The sequence below is a fragment of the Pseudomonas sp. 57B-090624 genome (assembly GCF_003234055.1).
Classification (GTDB): Bacteria; Pseudomonadota; Gammaproteobacteria; order Pseudomonadales; family Pseudomonadaceae; genus Metapseudomonas; species Metapseudomonas tohonis.
Genome location: NZ_QKRU01000034.1, coordinates 53539 through 71398, shown reverse-complemented (window position 1 = coordinate 71398; position 17860 = coordinate 53539). Strand labels below are relative to the sequence as shown.

Annotated in this window: 8 protein-coding genes; 6 read left to right on the top strand and 2 right to left on the bottom strand. The window is 58.6% G+C overall.

Annotated features, from left to right (window positions below):
- The first annotated feature begins 422 nt into the window (after positions 1-422).
- Genes DMX10_RS17265 through DMX10_RS17250 form a run of 3 tightly spaced genes read left to right on the top strand, consistent with a single transcriptional unit; the run spans position 423 to position 6949 of the window.
- Positions 423-2405: a class I SAM-dependent DNA methyltransferase gene (locus DMX10_RS17265; RefSeq protein WP_111262218.1), complete on the top strand. Its 1983-nt coding sequence runs from the start codon at positions 423-425 to the stop codon at positions 2403-2405.
- Positions 2402-3760: a restriction endonuclease subunit S gene (locus DMX10_RS32965; protein WP_178082971.1), complete on the top strand. Its 1359-nt coding sequence runs from the start codon at positions 2402-2404 to the stop codon at positions 3758-3760. Before DMX10_RS17265 ends, DMX10_RS32965 begins: the two co-directional genes overlap by 4 nt.
- On the top strand, positions 3761-6949 hold the full coding sequence (locus DMX10_RS17250) for a type I restriction endonuclease subunit R (RefSeq protein WP_111262216.1): 3189 nt from the start codon (positions 3761-3763) through the stop codon (positions 6947-6949).
- Between the two features lie 48 nt (positions 6950-6997).
- Here DMX10_RS17250 and hhe read toward each other — a convergent pair whose 3' ends face one another.
- Positions 6998-12727: a DUF4011 domain-containing anti-phage protein Hhe gene (gene hhe, locus DMX10_RS17245; protein ID WP_111262215.1), complete on the bottom strand. Its 5730-nt coding sequence runs from the start codon at positions 12725-12727 to the stop codon at positions 6998-7000.
- Positions 12728-13398: 671 nt separating this feature from the next.
- On the opposite strand from hhe, the gene DMX10_RS17240 reads away from it, so the two are divergent.
- A complete protein-coding gene (locus DMX10_RS17240; RefSeq protein ID WP_111262214.1) occupies positions 13399-14481 on the top strand; it encodes an endonuclease NucS domain-containing protein in 1083 nt (360 codons plus the stop codon).
- A gap of 40 nt (positions 14482-14521) precedes the next feature.
- Here DMX10_RS17240 and DMX10_RS17235 read toward each other — a convergent pair whose 3' ends face one another.
- Positions 14522-15370 (bottom strand): helix-turn-helix domain-containing protein, encoded by an 849-nt coding sequence (locus DMX10_RS17235; RefSeq protein WP_111262213.1) that lies wholly within the window; start codon positions 15368-15370, stop codon positions 14522-14524.
- 129 nt (positions 15371-15499) lie between these two features.
- Here DMX10_RS17235 and DMX10_RS17230 point away from each other — a divergent pair, with 129 nt between their 5' ends.
- Complete coding sequence (locus DMX10_RS17230) at positions 15500-16351, top strand: LuxR C-terminal-related transcriptional regulator (protein WP_111262212.1); 852 nt, start codon at positions 15500-15502, stop codon at positions 16349-16351.
- Positions 16352-16548: 197 nt separating this feature from the next.
- Entirely contained in the window at positions 16549-17853 is a 1305-nt protein-coding gene (locus DMX10_RS17225; protein ID WP_111262211.1) for an MFS transporter, read from the top strand.
- Positions 17854-17860: the final 7 nt, after the last annotated feature.

The following is a 17860-nucleotide window of genomic DNA, read 5'->3' as shown; positions in this document are numbered from 1 at the left end:
CAGGCTGAAGCCTTGGGTACGACCGATTTGAATGGTGGCGCGCTCTTCAACGCTGAGTTCGGTATAAGACATAGGGGCAGCACCGTACCGGAAAGGTCAGGTGTTGCACTCAGTTTTTGCCGCCGCCTTTTATAACCCAAAGCGCCGGCACAGCAGCGCTATGCAGCTATCGCCAGTGGAGTTTGAAAAGCGCTATTTCCAGAGCTTGGAGAGTGTCTAGAAAACCTGGGGCGATTCACCAGGCAGGGCAACGATGAAGGGCTCGAGAATTTTTTCTAAAACCGAACATACGTAGTTCGCGCCCATAGCTTTTTCTTCTGAAGAGCCTTTTCACAGCTAAACAAGCAGCCTAAGGAGCCACCGAACGGAGTGCCCGTCGGGTTAAAATCCCGGTTTTGCTTTCCTGTACTAGGAGCTGTTGCGTGAACACGGAGAATCATTCCCAGACTGCCGCCTTCCTCTGGTCGATTGCCGACCTGCTGCGCGGCGACTTCAAGCAATCCCAGTACGGTCGCATCATCCTGCCGTTCACCCTGCTGCGGCGGATGGAGTGCGTGCTGGAGCCGACCAAGGATGCGGTGATCCGTGAGTCCTTCGCCCAGGAGGGGCGGCCCGATCAGGTGCGCGAAATGCTCCTGCTGCGCGCGTCTGGGCAGCCCTTCTTCAACGCCTCCAAGCTCCGCCTGGCCACCCTGTCCGACACCCAGACCAGCGATGACCTGCTGGGCTATGTGCAGGCCTTCAGCAAGGACGCGCGGGAGATCTTCGAGCACTTCCACTTCGAAGACTTCGTGCAGCAGCTCGCCGCAGCGGACCTGCTCTACCAGGTGGTGCAGCGCTTTGCCGCCGCCGACCTGAGCCCCGAGCGCATCAGCAACTTCGGCATGGGCATCATCTTCGAGGAGTTGATTCGCAAGTTTGCGGAAAGCTCCAACGAAACCGCCGGGGAGCACTTCACCCCGCGTGACATCGTGCACCTGACCACCTCGCTGGTGATCACCGGGCAGGACGACAAGCTCAAGCCCAACAACATCGTCACCATCTACGACCCGACGGCGGGCACGGGCGGCTTCCTCTCCGAGGGGGACGAGTACATCCAATCCATCAGCGAGAAGGTCACCGTGTCCCTGCACGGCCAGGAGCTGAACCCCGAGTCCTACGCCATCTGCAAGGCGGACATGCTGATCAAGGGGCAGAAGGTCGAGAACATCAAGCTCGGCAACACCCTCTCCAACGACCAGCTGGACGGCCCCGAGCACCGCTTCGACTTCATGCTCAGCAACCCGCCGTTCGGCGTGGAGTGGAAGAAGGTGCAGAAGCAGATCACCGACGAGCACATCGAGAAGGGCTTCAACGGCCGCTTCGGCCCCGGCTTGCCGCGCGTCTCCGATGGCTCGCTGCTGTTTCTGCTGCACCTGGTGAGCAAGATGCGTGACCCGCGTGAGGGCGGTTCGCGCATTGGCATCATCCTCAACGGCTCGCCGCTGTTCACCGGCGGCGCCGGCTCGGGCGAGTCGGAGATCCGCCGCTACCTGCTGCAGAACGACTACGTGGAAGCCATCGTCGCCCTGCCCACCGACATGTTCTACAACACCGGCATCGCCACCTATGTGTGGGTGCTCTCCAACCGCAAGTCCGCCGCGCGCCAGGGCAAGGTGCAGTTGATCGACGGCAGCCAGCATTTCGCCAAGATGCGCAAATCCCTTGGCAGCAAGCGCCAATACATCACCGAGGATCAGATCGACGAACTGGTGCGCCTGTACGGCCGCTTCGAGGAGACCCCGCAGAGCAAAATCTTCCCCGTGGAAGCCTTCGGCTACCGGCGCATCACTGTCGAACGCCCGCTGCGCCTGAACTTCCAGGCCAGCCCCGAGCGCATCGACAAAGTGCGGGAAGAAAAGGCCATCGAGAAGCTGGACGCCCCGGCGCAGCAGCGCCTGATCGAGGCCCTGCGCACCCTGGACGCCAGCGTGCTGCACCGCAACCGAGAGTCCTTCAGCAAGCTGCTGAAAAAGACCCTGGCCGCACAAGACATTGCTCCCAGTGCTGCGGAGCTGAAGGCCATCCTCAACGCCCTGAGCGAGCGGGACCCGGAAGCGGACATCTGCATGAGCAAGGGCCAACCGGAAGCCGACCCCGGCCTGCGCGACAACGAGAACGTGCCGCTGGGCCAGTCGGTGGTCGACTACTTCGAACGCGAAGTGAAACCCCATGTACCGGATGCCTGGATCGACGAAAGCAAGCGCGATGAACAGGACGGCGAAGTGGGCATCGTCGGCTTCGAGATTCCCTTCAACCGCCACTTCTATGTGTTCCAGCCACCGCGCCCGCTGGTAGAGATCGACCGTGATCTGAAAGCCTGTACCGACCGCATCAAGCAGATGATCGAGGGGCTGTCGGTATGAGTTTTCCTGCGTATCCGGAGTACAAGGATTCCGGAGTGGTGTGGTTAGGCGGTATCCCTGCACACTGGAACATCAAAAAATTCAGATATGTTTTCGAAGAAAGCCCTGAAAAGATCACCGATGAGGTGGTGGGCGATATGCTGTCTGTTTCTGGATATCGAGGCATTGAGGTAAAGCAGTATGACGATGAGGGGCGTCGTCGTACCGATGAAGAACTGTTCGGATATAGAGTCGTAAGGCCCGGGCAGCTGGTCGTCAATACCATGTGGCTTAACTATGCAGGATTGGGTGTTTCTGAGCACGAAGGACATGTCAGTCCTGCGTATCGAAGCTACTGGATAGACCCTGTGATGGATAAACGCTTTATTCATCATTTGATGAGAAGCGGCACATATGTTCAGGGCTATACCCAGCTGCTCACAGGCATTCGCCCTAACTCGCTCCAGATGGGCCGGGACGACCTGATGGTTTTTCCAGTGCTACTGCCTACTAAATCTGAGCAAACCCAAATCGCCCGCTTCCTCGACCACGAAACCGCCCGCATCGACGCGCTTATCGAAGAGCAGCGGCGCCTGATCGAGCTGCTCAAGGAAAAGCGCCAGGCCTTTATTTCACACGCCGTGACCAAAGGCCTAGACCCGACGGTGCCGATGAAAGACTCCGGTGTGGAGTGGCTGGGCGAGGTGCCGGCGCATTGGGATATTTCACCACTAAAATACCTGGTCAGCTTTCGTAGTGGAGGAACCCCGAGCAAGGAGAATCTTGATTACTGGGATGGGGATATACCTTGGGCGTCAGCCAAAGACCTGAAGCAAGAAGTGCTTGCAGATACGATTGATCACATAACGGAATTTGCAATTGAGTCGGGCGCCGCATCACTTGTTCCAGTTGGGAGCATTCTGATCGTTGTGCGAGGCATGATACTTGCCCGTATTTTTCCTGTGACTGAAGCTCTGGTGCCAATGGCCATTAATCAAGACCTGAAGGCTGTAATACCGTCTGAAAGAATCTGCGGGAAATACTTGGCTGTATTACTTCGGGGCTCGTCGCTGGAGTCGCTGAGCCGCCTTGATGAGGCAGGCCATGGAACTAAAGCGTTAAGAATGGAAAATTGGAGCTCCATGGAGTTACCCGTCCCTCCTGTGGAGGAACAAATCTTGATCCTAGGAGCGCTAGAGAGCGAAACAGCTCATCTTGATTCGCTCATTGAGGATGCTGAACACAGCATTGAGCTGCTCGACGAACGCCGCTCCGCCCTAATCTCCGCCGCCGTTACCGGCAAAATCGATGTACGCGGCTGGCAACCCCCGGCCGGCACCCCATCCCTCGAATCAGCCATTGCAGAGGCCCATTAAATGGCGGACAGCAAGGAAGCTCAGTTTCAGCAGGACATCATCCGCGCCATGACCGCCCAGGGCTGGCTCACCGGCCCGGCCAGTGGCTATGACCGGGTCACGGCGCTCTACACCGAGGACTTTCTCGCGTACTTCAAGAGCGCCTGGCCGGAGCGTTGGGACAAGTTCGCCAAGGCCAACCCCAGCAACCCGGACGCCGTGCTGGTGCAGAAGCTGGTGCGCGAGCTGGAGCAGGGCGGGGCCCTGGAGGTGCTGCGCCACGGCTTCAAGGTGCCGGGGGTGAAGATCGAAGCGTGCAGCTTCAAGCCCGACCACGGCATGAACTCGGATACGCTCAAGCGCTACCAGTGCAACCGCCTGCGCGTGGTGCCGGAGGTGTCTTACTCACCGCATTTCCGCGAAGGCGAGTACAACCCGCGGCTGGACCTGGTGCTGTTCGTCAACGGCATCCCCGTCGCCACCCTGGAGCTGAAAAGCCAGTTCAAGCAGTCGGTGGAAAACGCCAAGCGTCAGTACCGCCAGGACCGCCCGGTGAAAGACCCGCTGTCGCGCAAGCCCGAGCCGCTGCTGACCTTCAAGCGCGGGGCGCTGGTGCACTTTGCGGTGAGCCAGGACGAGGTGGCGATGACCACCCAACTGGCCGGCAAGGACACCTTCTTCCTGCCGTTCAACCTCGGCAGCCTGGACGGCGGCGCCGGTAATCCGCCCGCCCCGGACGACAGCCAGTACGCCACCGGTTACCTGTGGCAGCGCCTGTTCCAGCCGGACGCCTGGCTGAAGGTGCTGGGCCGATTCCTGCACCTGGAGAAGAAGACCCGCGAAGATGCCGAGGGCAAGCGCGTGGTCAGGGAGGCGCTGATCTTCCCCCGTTACCACCAGTGGGACGTGGTCAATCGGCTGATCGAAGTCACCCGCGCCGAAGGGCCGGGCCGGCGTTACCTGATCCAACACAGCGCCGGCTCGGGCAAGTCCAACTCCATCGCCTGGACGGCCCATCAACTGGCCTCGCTCTACGACGGGGAGGGCCAGCGGCTGTTCAACTCGGTGATCGTGGTCACCGACCGCACGGTGCTGGACAAGCAGCTGCAGGACACCATCTATCAGTTCGAGCACGCCCAGGGCGTGGTGAAGTGCATCACCCGCGACATCGGCAGCCGGAGCAAGTCCGAGCAACTGGCCGAGGCGCTGGCGGAGCAGACGCGCATCATCATCGTCACCATCCAGACCTTCCCGGCGTTGTTCGATGCGCTGGACAAGCACCCCAAGCTGGCGTCCGGCCGCTATGCGGTGATCGCCGACGAGGCGCATTCCTCGCAGACCGGTTCGTCGGCCAGCAAGCTCAAGCAGATTCTCGGCAGCGCGGCGCCTGATGCGGATAGCGAGGAGCCGGACGCCGTCAGCGCCGAAGAGCTGCTGGATGCCGCCGTGGCGGCCCGCGCGCCCACGGAGCGCATCAGCTACTACGCCTTCACCGCCACGCCCAAGCCCAAGACGCTGGAGCTGTTCGGGCGCCCGGCGAACCCCGATCTGCCGGCCAGCCGGGACAACAAGCCCGAGGCGTTCCACCTGTATTCCATGCGCCAGGCCATCGAGGAGGGCTTCATCCTCGATGTGCTGCAGAACTACACGACCTACGCCACCGCCTGGAAGATCGCCCACCCGGACGGCGACGACGAGGAGGTGGATTCGAAGAAGGCGCGCATGAAGCTGGCACGTTGGGTGCGCCTGCACCCGTACAACATCAGCCAGAAGGTGGAGGTGATCGTCGAGCACTTCCGCACCCACATCCGCCACCTGCTGGGTGGCCAGGCCAAGGCCATGGTGGTGACCAGCAGCCGCCAGGAAGCGGTGCGCTACCAGCTGGAGGTAATGGCCTACGTGAAGCGCATGGGCTATGGCGATGTGCACCCGCTGGTGGCCTTCTCCGGCAGCGTGCTGCCGGACGGGGTGATTCCCGAGGAGGTGACCGAGAACAGCCCGTTGCTCAACCCCGGCCTGAACGGGCGCGACCTGGCGCAGGCCTTCGACACCCAGGACTTCAACGTGATGATCGCCGCCAACAAGTACCAGACCGGCTTCGATCAGCCCAAGCTGTGCGCCATGTACGTGGACAAGAAGCTGCAAGGCGTGGACTGCGTGCAGACCCTGTCGCGCCTGAACCGCACCTTTGGCGACAGCAAGCCCACCTTCATCCTCGACTTCTTCAACGACGCCAAGGACATCCTCGACGCCTTCCTGCCGTACTACACCAAGGCCGAGCTGATGGACGTGACCGATCCGCAGCTGATCTACGACCTACAGAAGAAGCTGGATGCGGAGGGCATCTACCACTGGGAGGAGGTGTCGGCCTTCGCCCTGGCCTTCTTCGATCCCAAGGCGGCCGCCAGCAAGCTGAGTTTCTACTGCGCGCCGGCCAAGGAGCGTTTCGCCAAGCGCTACGCGCTGGCCCTGGAGTCGCGCCAGCAGGCGCTGGACTTCAAACGCACCGCCGAGCGCAACGGCGACAGCGCAGGGGTGAAGCGGGCCGAGGCGGCGGTCAAGGAGGCCGGCGAGCAGGTGGACCAGCTCGACCTGTTCCGCAAGAACCTGCTGAGCTTCGTGCGGCTGTACGAGTTCCTGTCTCAGATCATCCCCTACGAGGACCGCGAGCTGGAGCAGCTGTGCGTGTACGCCAAGCACCTGTACCCCTTGCTGCGCCTGGACCGCCTGGACGATCCGGAGGTGGACCTGGGCGAGTTGCAACTTAGCCACTACCGCCTGAGCAAACGCGCCGAGCACCAGCTGCGGCTCAACGAGGCGCAAGGCGACTACCGCCTGCGCCCGGCCAGCGGCGTGGGCAGTGGCACCGCCCGTGACCCGGAGAAGAAGCGTCTCTCGGAAATCATCGATGCGCTGAATGAAATCTTTGGCACCGAAGTGAGGGACGAAGACCAGCTGAAGTACCTCAACGACATCGCCGACCGCATCAGCCGCCAGGAGGATGTGATGGCCCAGGTGAGCAACCATTCGCCGGAGCAGGTTATGCACGGGCTGTTCCCCAAGCGCGTGCTGGACAGCGTGCTGGATGCCATGACCGACTTCGAGAAGCTGTCGCTGCAAGTGCTGGATAACGAGACCAAGAGCCGTGCCTTCGCCTTGGTGATTCTCAAGCTGCTGGCCGAGCAGGTCGGGAACTTGCCGCAAAGTTAAAAATGGAGCGAGGTGGGGTTTCTCACCTCGCTGCTTTAACCGCCTTTGCTAGGCGTATTCACTTATCAGAGTAAGCACGTCTTCGATGAACCGCCCTTCGGCTGGGTCGGTGCCCTCACGGAGGTATCCCGGCAGCATCTGCTGAAATTCACTGCGATCCACCGGTTTGAACTCCAGCAAGGCTTCGAGCATGGCTGGGCGTAGCAGGCGGCGATTTTCGAGAGTGCCTGGTAAAGCAGGGCGGATGATTTCCTGATCCAGATAAGCCAATTTTTCACGTAGGCTGGCTCCACCCTCCTGGGTGATTCGTTCAGCGTGCTGACTTTGCTCTTCTGCAACCTGCTGGATGATCTGTTCTTCTGCCTGCCCTGGTTCAATTTCAGCCACAGGCTCGGTTCTCAGCGTAGCCAGCTCCTGCAATAGGGGTTCAAGCTGCAACCGTGCGTTGCGGAACCAATCCACAGACCAAATGCGCCGGATGCGCCAACCCAACTGCTCAAGCACGCTTTGACGGAGACGGTCGCGATCGCGGGCGGATTTCGCTGAGTGGTAGGCTGCTCCGTCACACTCGATGCCCATTAGGTAGCGGCCTGGCTGGCCGGGGTCACGGACGGCCAGATCGATAAAGAAGCCGGCGACACCCACTTGCGGCTCGCATTGATAACCGTGGCGCTCCAGCGCCTCAATGACCGCGACCTCGAAATCGCTATCGGATGCCCTACCTGTCTCGCGGCTATGAGGCATATGGCCGGATTCCGCGAACTGTAGGAAGTCGCGTAGAGCAAGCACACCTCTGCTGGATGTGCCTGTAACAACTACATCGCTGGAGGTAAAGGATGCAAATACCTGCATGCGTTTCTTGGAGCGTGTGAACAATACATTTAGGCGGCGCCAGCCATCTGCTCCGTTGATGGGGCCAAAGCGCTGGGGCACGCTGCCACCAATCTCCATCGGGCCGTAGGTGGTGGAGATATAGATTACGTCGCGCTCATCCCCTTGAACGTTTTCCAGGTTCTTGATGAACAGTGGCTCGTCACTTTCTTCGTTACGAGTGAAGGCCTCCTGAAGAGCCGGATTTTGTTTGGCAAGCTGTTCCAAGGCGCGGTCGATCTGTTCAGCTTGCTTGACGTTCATGGCAACGACGCCGAGAGACTCCTCGGGGCGATGTAATAGATGGTGCTCGATAGCCTTGGCGACTACTTCAGCTTCCTCGATATTGCGTTGTTCTACGAAGCGGCCACGAGCCACCCGAACGAATTTCACGCCGAATTCGTGCGACTCACGGTGAGGTGACGGATAAACGACCAGGTTACTGTCGTAGAAGGCTTTATTGGAGAAAGCAATCAGGCTCTCGTGGCGCGAACGGTAATGCCAACGCAGACGACGCAGCTTGAAAAGCGGCATGGCGGCCTCGAGGATGCTTTCAGAATCCTGAGCCAGAGATGCTTCATCGCTGTCTTCATCGTCATCACCACCTTGCCGGGAAAAGAAGTTGGTAGGCGGCAACTGTTTGGGGTCGCCAACGACGACCAGCTGACTGCCCCGGGATATGGCGCCCAGGGCTTCTTCGGGGCGCATCTGCGAAGCTTCGTCCATGACGATGATATCGAAGTGCACCTTACCGGCAGGTAGGTACTGAGCGACGGCCATGGGGGACATCATGAAGCAAGGCTTCAGTCCTTGCAGGGCTTCAGAGGCTCGTAGCATGAGTGAGCGGATGGATTCGTGGCGAGTCTTCTTGCCCGCCTCGTGCTGCAATAGTGCAAGTTGAGTACGATCTTTTACTCTGCCAGAGTTATTGCCCACCGGGACCTTGTGCTGATCAATCATAGCGGCCAGTTGCTCACGTTGAAGCTTGGTGAGCTGGCTGTCTATTTCGGCAAAGCGGGCACGAATAGCCTCTTGATCTTTGCCAGAGAACTGCCCCAGAGCTGGATTATTCTCGAGTATTTGTTTAGCCCAGAGATCCATCAAGCCTAGTAGGCAAGCGTCTTTCGCTTTATCTGCCGGAAGGGTCTGGTTCTCGACTGCGAGAACCACTGCTTCAAAGCCCAGGTCTGCAAGTCGCTTGCGCAGGCGACGATACTCTAACCAATGCTCGAGCAGTTCTTCGTTCTGCTGTGCCCATTGCAGACGTGTTTTAAGAGCTGCGAGGTCGTCTTGATCAATTCGTTTCCACCAATGAGTCGGTTCTACTTCGGCCTTGCTGATAAAGCTGGCTAAGGCTTTTCCCCAGATTTGCAACGCGTTAGCCAGCTGCTGACTCAACGTGTGCCATTCACCAACCAGTTGCTCTGCTTGTTTGCTGCTACAGGCGGAGAGCTGAGGCAAGAGCAGATGCCGTATGGGCAATGTCATGATGGGGCGGACAAACGATACGGTGTGGCGCCAGGCTATTAGGCGGCCGCGCGCTTCGGCCAGATTATCGAGGCGAGGTAACTCTTCTCCTTCAAGGCATGAGAGGAGTTCGGCGTTGCTTTGTAGGGTCGAGGCACGTTCCTGCCAGTTTTCGACGGCCTGTGCGAGCGTCAGTACTCGGCCAGTGGTTGGTGACTGCTCACTAATGAGCGGCAGGAGCGTATTCAGCGCAGTGCCTATTTCCTTGATGAGCCGCATGTACAGGCCATTGGGTGCCAGCAAGTCTTCTGACCTCAACTGGTGGCTATCCAATGGCAGCGTGCTTTCTAGCTCACTGCGATGGGATATTACGTCCGCGAAGTACTCTTTTAGCTCGCTAGCATCACCAAGCAGGTGCTCCAGTACTGCGGCGTTTTCTTTCAGTAGGTATTCAGCAACCCAGACGTTTCCTCCAAAGCCGCGCCCACATTTATCACGGAGTGTGCGATACCAATTGCGAAGGGCAATCAGGTCAGCAGCTCGTGTTTCCACATCTCTGAAATGCTCGCCGAGCACATCGCGGTAAGTTGAATTGGTTGCTAGTCGGTTATGGTTTCGTTTGTAGGCGATGCAGTCCGGTAGTGTTTGAAGGGCGGACTTCAATTTGATGCCTGGCCGCACCATGGCGAGAACTTCTGCCTTAGCTGCGCGCCAGTCGCTCTTGAACCAGCGCAATAGCGAGGTGTCTGCAAGGACTCGCTGTAAGTCTTCTAATCGCGTGTGATCCGGAAGTCGATCCAGCGTGAAGGTGCTAGCGGATTTCTCCTCAAGCTGCTTGATACTAGTCAATAGTTCGCTGAGCTCGGGTAATACCCTGTCTAGAGCGGCGTCTTCGAAGCGCTTATGACGCCACTCCGACAAGGTGATAGGCATTTGCAGTAAGAGCTCGAGCAACAAGGAGAGTTGCTCAAGGCCTTGTTTATCAGTTCTAAGAGATTGAGCGGCTGAAGTCTGCTCGATAGTTTGAATCAGTAGTTGAGTCTTGGGAGCTTCCTCAATGAGCTCTTCAGCTTCTTGTATGAGGTCTAGGAGGTCATCTAACTTCAAGCTGCTATTGTCATTGTGCTGGCGAATCTGCGCGCATGATCTCTTGATTGTTTCGAGTGCTTGGGGAGATCTGATGACGGTAGGGTGCAAGGACTGGTTCAGAGCAATTTGTTGCTCCACTAGCTGATCCATACCTTCCAGCCAGCTCTGAAGTGCTTCGCAACTGGACGCATCGAGCCGGTTGATCAGGTCCCAATCTTCGTCGCCTTTGGGCATCGGCATCGCTGATAGTGCACTTGCTAATTGCTCCAGAGCTCTCGGAGAGAGTGAGGTGACGTCAGCTGCTTTAAGGCTGGTCGAGACCTTGGTTCGCAGTGAGTCAAGCTCATCCAATGCCTCAATCGCGTGCTTTAGCTGAAGTAGGATGTCGGAGTGTTCTATCCCGCTAATGTGCGTTTTTGTGCAGCCAAACCATGGATGAGTTTCTAGCTGGCCGCTCTGGCCAGCCTCTTCAGCTGTTTTATTGTAGATATGAGCGAAGTAGTTCGCTTGCTCATGAACTTGGTTTTTGTCTAAACCGACCGCAATAGAGGGGTGGAAGTCAGCAGGGCGGACGGACAGGCTTTCCCGTAAGCGGGTGGCTTGCATTAGCGTTTGATGAGCCGTCAACCCAGTATCTGCATAAAGCGTATGCAAGTGACGGACGTGCTCATTGAGTTGCTGTTTGAGTCTTTCGTAATTGCTGATTAGATCGCTCAGCTGGTTAGGCTGGCGGTAGCTGCCTCGATTGCTTAAACGTTGACCAATGCTGGCAGCCACTGCACTTTTCTGACTTTTGTGGCTATGCAGTTCCAGACAAAACTCTCCTAACCCAGCACGGGAGAGTCGACTTTTAACAACCTCTAAAGCGGCACGCTTTTCCGCTACGAAAAGGACTTTTTTCCCCTGCGCCATAGCGGCGGATATCATGTTGGTGATGGTTTGCGACTTGCCTGTGCCAGGTGGCCCCTCAATCACAACATCGTCACCGCGCATGACATCGACCAAGGCACTGTGTTGCGAGCTATCCGCGTCATCGATCAGGGGATAGCTCCGATGTACATCTTGCAGTTCGTCGATGGAGTACTCACTGCTGAAGCCGTTGGCGGTGGATGCGGGTTTTTCGCTATCTGCCAAGCCAATCAATCTCTGTACTAGGTTGCTCTGGAGCAACACTTGGTTTTTACCCGGCTCAAGGTCTAAGTACATCATCAGTTTGCCGAATTCGAACAGGCCCAAGGAGGCAAAACGGTGGAGTTTCCAGTCGGGCTTAACTTCTAGGACGGTCTCACTCACACGAGCAAAGTACTCTTCAGGCATCAGATCTTCGGTGATACGAGGGAGTGCTATGCCGAAGTCACGACGGAGTTTCTCTCGGAGCGATAGGTTGGTCAGGATATCCTCGCCGGTATACAGAACCTCATAGTCGAAGGTTGCTGTTTTGGGATTGAGTTTTCCTTTTTCTAAGCGGACGGGTAGGAGCATGAGCGGTGCCATGCGCGTACTGTTTTTTCCGGCTATCGACTCGTCCCACTCGAGAAAGCCCAATGCCAGATAGAGGATGTTGGCGCCGGTTTCATCAAGCGATAGGCGTGATTGCGCATGCAGCACCTGCAGTCGTGATTCAAGCTCAGTGGGGTAGTACAGAGTTTGAATGGCATCGTCAGCATGCTTGTCACTGGGAGCATCGGATTTCGCAGGTAGCTCATAGCTGGTTTGCATGCCAAGAATCTGTGCCCAGACCTCAGCTGTTGGCAGCTTCTTAAGCTCAATAACGCTGCCAGTTTGTTCGTCGTATTTAAGGTAGCCCTGTTCAATCAGTTGGCGCTCTGTGGGCTCAGGAACCGGCGCGAAACGCATCACTTGATCGGCAGTTAGCGTTTCGAAGAGATGGTCGGGGAGTTCGTCGATAATCCGTACGAAACGCTTGGAGCGAGCATGCGAAAAATTCAGAAGCCTGTTTCTGGCGCTGAGGTCCAGGAGGCGGCTGCGTAATTTCTCCAGGCTCTCGGGGCTATCGCTGGCTGGGTCATCAAGGTCCTCGCCATTGGACGACTCATCAGTTGATGAGGCCGTTGAGTTAGGCTTCCACGCGTTGTCAAAGCGAAACACGGAGCCGCCCCGGCCGCTGCCTTTCTGCAGCTTGCCTTGCACGATCAACTCTTCTCGAATTGGCCAGTAGTCTTCGTCGGTGACGGTGAAGTCATGGAGTTCGGCTTTCTGCTCAAGCCGCTGCTTGAGGGTCTTGTTTCCGACTGCTGTCCCGTCTCCTGGAACCAGTTCCAGTATCCAGTCTTGTACGAGCTTCCTTTCATTGACTGTCAAAGGCCGGCTGGCTGGAGATTGCACCGTCATGTAATTCATCCATCGAGAAACATAGAGGTAGATGCAGGCCGAGCTTGCCGGATCAGGACGGTTGGGGACGCGAGGGAGGAGCGCCTGGGGCGCTGTTGCTCTTGCTGAAGCCATCCTTGGTGCTATGCGGCGGCGAAACTGTGACTGCGTTCTCGCAACAGTAGCGGGCTGGCTTAATCTGGTAAAGCGTAATGGCTCTTCAATATCAAATTACCGGATAACCGTTCTATCGCGGAACGTGTCATACGGTGATTGCTGCAGGTGTAGCGCTCAGAATTCGGTTTTTTGCCCATCCCCCCAATTCCTTTTCAAGCCGAACTGACCTCTGTACTTCCGCCGTGTTGAGCGTGCTTGATCAGCTTAAATGTACCCTGTCTAGAGTTGGATGGAGGTTGGGGGAGGTCAGCGACGACGGCAGATCTAAAGTCAGCATTGAGCTGCGTTGCTGGTTGTTCTTCTGTGCAGTCTTTGAGTAGCAGGACCGCATCATCCATGGGCATGAACACACGTAGCTCTGTAAGATTCGCCGTACTCACGCGTGATTGCCAAAGACTTTGTCGAGACGAAACATCGTTTGCTCTTCATTGCCACGGGCTTCGACAAGCTGATCCACAGTGGCTCGCGTACGTTATCTGCCCCGTTTGACCCACACAGCTACACACGAGGAAAGGATGCCAATCAAAACCCAAATATGGACCGTTGGCGCTCAGCCTAAGCCCCTGGAAGGCGCCCAGTTGGCTAGCGAACAGCTACTGGAAGACATGATCGTCACTGCGCCCGCGCTGCTCTCCGAAGATTGGATGCTAATTGGCCGCCAGGAGAATACTGGGCATGGCGGGCGTATTGATCTACTAGCGCTAGCGCCTGATGCCTCGTTGATACTTATCGAGCTCAAGCGTGATCGAACTCCCCGTGAGGTGGTGGCTCAGGCACTGGATTACGCCGTCTGGGTCGAACGGTTGGAAGCGGAGGACATCGCCGCGATCTACAAACGCTTTCGTCCGGCTGGTGATCTGGCAGTCGATTTCTTCGTACGCTTTGGTGTGCCGTTGGAGAGCGACTCGCTCAATCAAAGCCATCAGATTGTGATTGTTGCTGCTGAGCTGGATACCAGTAGTGAGCGAATCGTTGCTTACCTGAGTGAGCGGGATATCGCTATCAACGTTCTGTGCTTCCAGGTTTTCCAATGTGGGGAACAGCAACTGATTAGCCGTGCCTGGTTGCTCGATCCGGCCGAGACTCCGCAAACCTCTGTAGTAGGCAAACCGGGCACTCCCAGCGAGCCCTGGAATGGCGAGCACTATTGTTCCTTCGGTGATTCGCGCAATCGGTCATGGCAGGAGGCGGTGCAGTTCGGTTTCATCAGCGGTGGGGGCGGAGCTTGGTATAGCAACAGCCTCAGGATGCTTGCCCCTGGTGATCGCGTCTGGGTGAACATTCCCCAGCAGGGTTACGTGGGGGTAGGGCTGGTTACCGGTGTCGCCACGCCCGCTGCGGACTTTCAGGTCATACATGACGGGCGAGACACTCCGGTGTTGGAAGTAGTGACGCAGGCTCACTACCACCGAGATGTCGTCAACGACCTAGAGCGTTGCGAATACTTTGTGCCCGTAAACTGGATTCACACCGTTCCACAGAATGAGGCCGTGAAAGAGGTGGGCTTGTTCGGCAACCAGAACACTGTCTGCCGGCCAACTACGCCGAAGTGGCGATGGACCATTGAGCGTTTGAAGGAGCGCTTTCGCGTTACTTGACGAGTAGTCGGTCGTAGAAAGCTTTCTTAACGAAGGGGGATCAGAACTTCTGCAGCCCCAGCCCCACCAACACCCGCCCATGCACCACCAAATCCCCAGCCCCCACAACTCGCGCCTTGTGCTTGCTGTTATCCGCGATCAGCTCGATGCGGCCCTTGCCCGCCAGCTGCAGGCGGCGGATGAAGGTGTGTTCAGCCCAGCTGACGAGGTAGATGCCGTCGTCGATGAAGGTGTTAATGCCGCAGTCGACTATTACTGCATCGCCTTCACCTAGCGTTCCTTCCATTCCCTTGTCCCAGCAGGTCACCACGGCCAGTTGCTCGGCGCTGCTGTAACGCACGCCCTGTGCCAGCAGGTAGGCCTCGCTGACGGTGATGCTGCGCACGGCTTCGCTATAGTTAGCGGGTAGCTGTGCGCCTTCTATCGAGCGGAAATCGAAGTGGGGGATGCGGAGTTCGCCTTCGTCTGCCTTGCGCAGGGGAGGGGAGGAGGCGCTTTCGGTTGCCTGGTCGAAGCGGTTTTCCAGGCTCTCGGCGATGGCCTTGGCTATGCGCTGCCTGGCTGCGCTGTTGAGGCTTTTGTCGGCGTGTGTCTTGAGCATCTCCAGCACGAGTTCGACGGTGTCCTCTTTCGCCTCGGCGGCGGCTGAGTTGGCAGCGTGAGTGCTCTTGCTGGGCGAGCCAGACGGATGACCTTCTCCCATGGCGAGCCATGCAACATCACAGTCGAGGGCTTTTGCAAGCGCGACCAGATGCTTCCCGCCGGTCTGGTTGGCGCCGGAGGTCCAGTGGCTTACTGCGCTTTTGCTGACGCCGACGAGTTTGGAAAGGTCGAGTGCACTCAACCCCAGGGCGTTCATGCGTGCTCTGATGCGATCGGAAAAATCCATGGTTGAGGATGCTAAACAGCGTCTGGTTTAGTTTCCTTGTCATGGTTGGTTTATTTTTCTAAACTTCCTTGGTTTAGAGAGCTAAAACTCTTCCGTGGCACTTCGCGCTGACGCCGAGGACTCAAAGGAATGCACAGCTATCTCAAGACATGGACCCAAGACATCACCACCGTCCTCACCCAGCCCCCAGGCGAACCCCAGCTGCAGGCTTTGACCGACTGGCTGCAGCGCACCGCTCCGGTCGATCACGTCTCGCTGTTCCTCTTCGAAGGCAGCGATGCGCCCTTGCCGCTGTTCCACACCTTGCCTGCTGAGCTGCAGGCCACCTTCATCGACGACTACCGTGGCGGTGCGTACCTGTTCGATCCGTTCTTCCTCGCCTGCACCTTCGAGCGCCCGGATGGCCTCTACAGCATGCGCACGCTGGCGCCGGGGAGCTTTCGGGACAACCACTACTTCCAGCTCTACTACCACCGCCTTGAGCTGAGCGAGGAGCTGGGCTTCTTCACCACGCCGACGCCGGGTTGCCGCGCGGTGTTGTCGTTGATGCGCGGGCAGGGCGGGGCGGCGTTCGGCGAGGAGGAGCTGGAGCTCCTGGGCATCGCGGCGCCGGTGGTGCAGGAGGTGGTGCGCCTGGCCTGTGAGGCGCGCGGCCAGCCGCCGGCGGACGCGTTGCAGCCCAGCGACCATGTGCGCGAGGTGTTCAGCCTGTTTGCGCAGGAGCTGCTGACACCGCGCGAGTGCAAGGTGGTGCAGCTGCTGTTGCAGGGCTATTCCAGCAGCGAGATCGCCCAGCAGTTGCGCATCACCCGGGGCACGGTGAAGGTCCACCGGCGCAACCTCTACGACAAGCTGGAGATCGGCACCCAGGCGGAGCTGTTCGGGCTGTTCGTGCGTGAGCTGATGGGCGCGCGGATGTTCAGCCGGCCGCAGCGACGCAACCGTGCCCAGTCGCGCTCTGCTGCCAGCCGGAGCCAATGAGCCCCATCCCCGCGCGCCATCGAGCGTCGCATTCATGTTTCTTCCTGCCTGCCTGGGCGGGTCCGCTTCAGGTGGATTGATAAATTCCATGCATCAATGGATGCAAACAAAGCACTTATCGTTCCAAAGTGTGTCAATCAGAATCCGGCGGCAGAAAGCGCTAATAAGCCCAAACAAGACCGCTGGAGAAACACCTCATGCATGCCTCCCCCAAGCCAGGCTCGTCAGCCGCCCGTTCCAAGGCGGGTGCTGTATTCCGAGTCACGTCCGGCAACTTTCTCGAACAGTTCGACTTCTTTCTCTTCGGCTTCTACGCCACGCAGATTGCGGCCGTCTTCTTCCCCGCCTCGAGTGAGTTCGCCTCGCTGATGATGACCTTCGCCGTGTTCGGCGCCGGCTTCCTGATGCGCCCGCTGGGGGCCGTGATCCTGGGCGCCTACATCGATGATGTCGGCCGCCGGAAGGGGTTGATCGTCACGCTTTCCATCATGGCCAGCGGTACGCTGCTGATCGTTCTCGTGCCGGGCTATTCGAGCATCGGCCTGTGGGCTCCGCTGTTCGTGCTCGTGGGGCGGCTGCTCCAGGGCTTCTCGGCGGGCGCCGAGCTGGGCGGCGTGTCGGTCTACCTGGCGGAGATGGCCACGCCGGGGCGCAAGGGCTTCTACACCAGCTGGCAGTCCGCCAGCCAGCAGGCGGCCATCGTCGTAGCCGCCGCCCTGGGGTACGGCCTCAACCAGCTGATGGCGCCTTCGATGGTCGCCGACTGGGGCTGGAGGATTCCGTTCGCCATCGGCTGTATCATCATCCCCTTCATCTTCTTCCTCCGTCGCAGCCTCCAGGAAACCGAGGAGTTCACCCGCCGCACCCAGCGCCCGACGATGAAGCAGGTCTTCGCCACCCTGGCCGCGAACTGGAGCATCGTCCTGGGCGGCATGCTGATGGTGGCGATGACCACGACCGCGTTCTACCTCATCACCGTGTATGCGCCCACATTCGGCAAGACGGTGCTGAATCTCAGCACCACCGACGCCTTGCTCGTCACCCTGCTGGTCGGCCTCTCGAACTTCTTCTGGCTCCCCATCGGCGGGCACCTGAGCGATCGCTTCGGGCGCAAGCCCATCCTCGTCGCCATGACAACGCTGGCCATCTTCACGGCCTACCCGGCGCTGTCGTTCCTCGCCCAGGCGCCGAGTTTCGAGCACATGCTGGAAGTGCTGCTGTGGATGTCGTTCATCTATGGCCTCTACAACGGCGCGATGATCCCGGCCCTCACCGAAATCATGCCGGTGGAGGTCCGTGTCGCCGGCTTCTCGCTGGCCTACAGCCTGGCCACCGCGGTGTTCGGCGGCTTCACCCCCGCGATTTCCACCTGGCTCATCCACCTGAGCGGCGACAAGGGCGCGCCGGGCTACTGGGTGACCTTCGCCGCGCTCTGCGCCCTCTGTTCCACCCTCGTGCTCTACCGCCGGAGCGCCTCGCGCGCGCCCGTCCCCGCTTGCTGAGGATTCA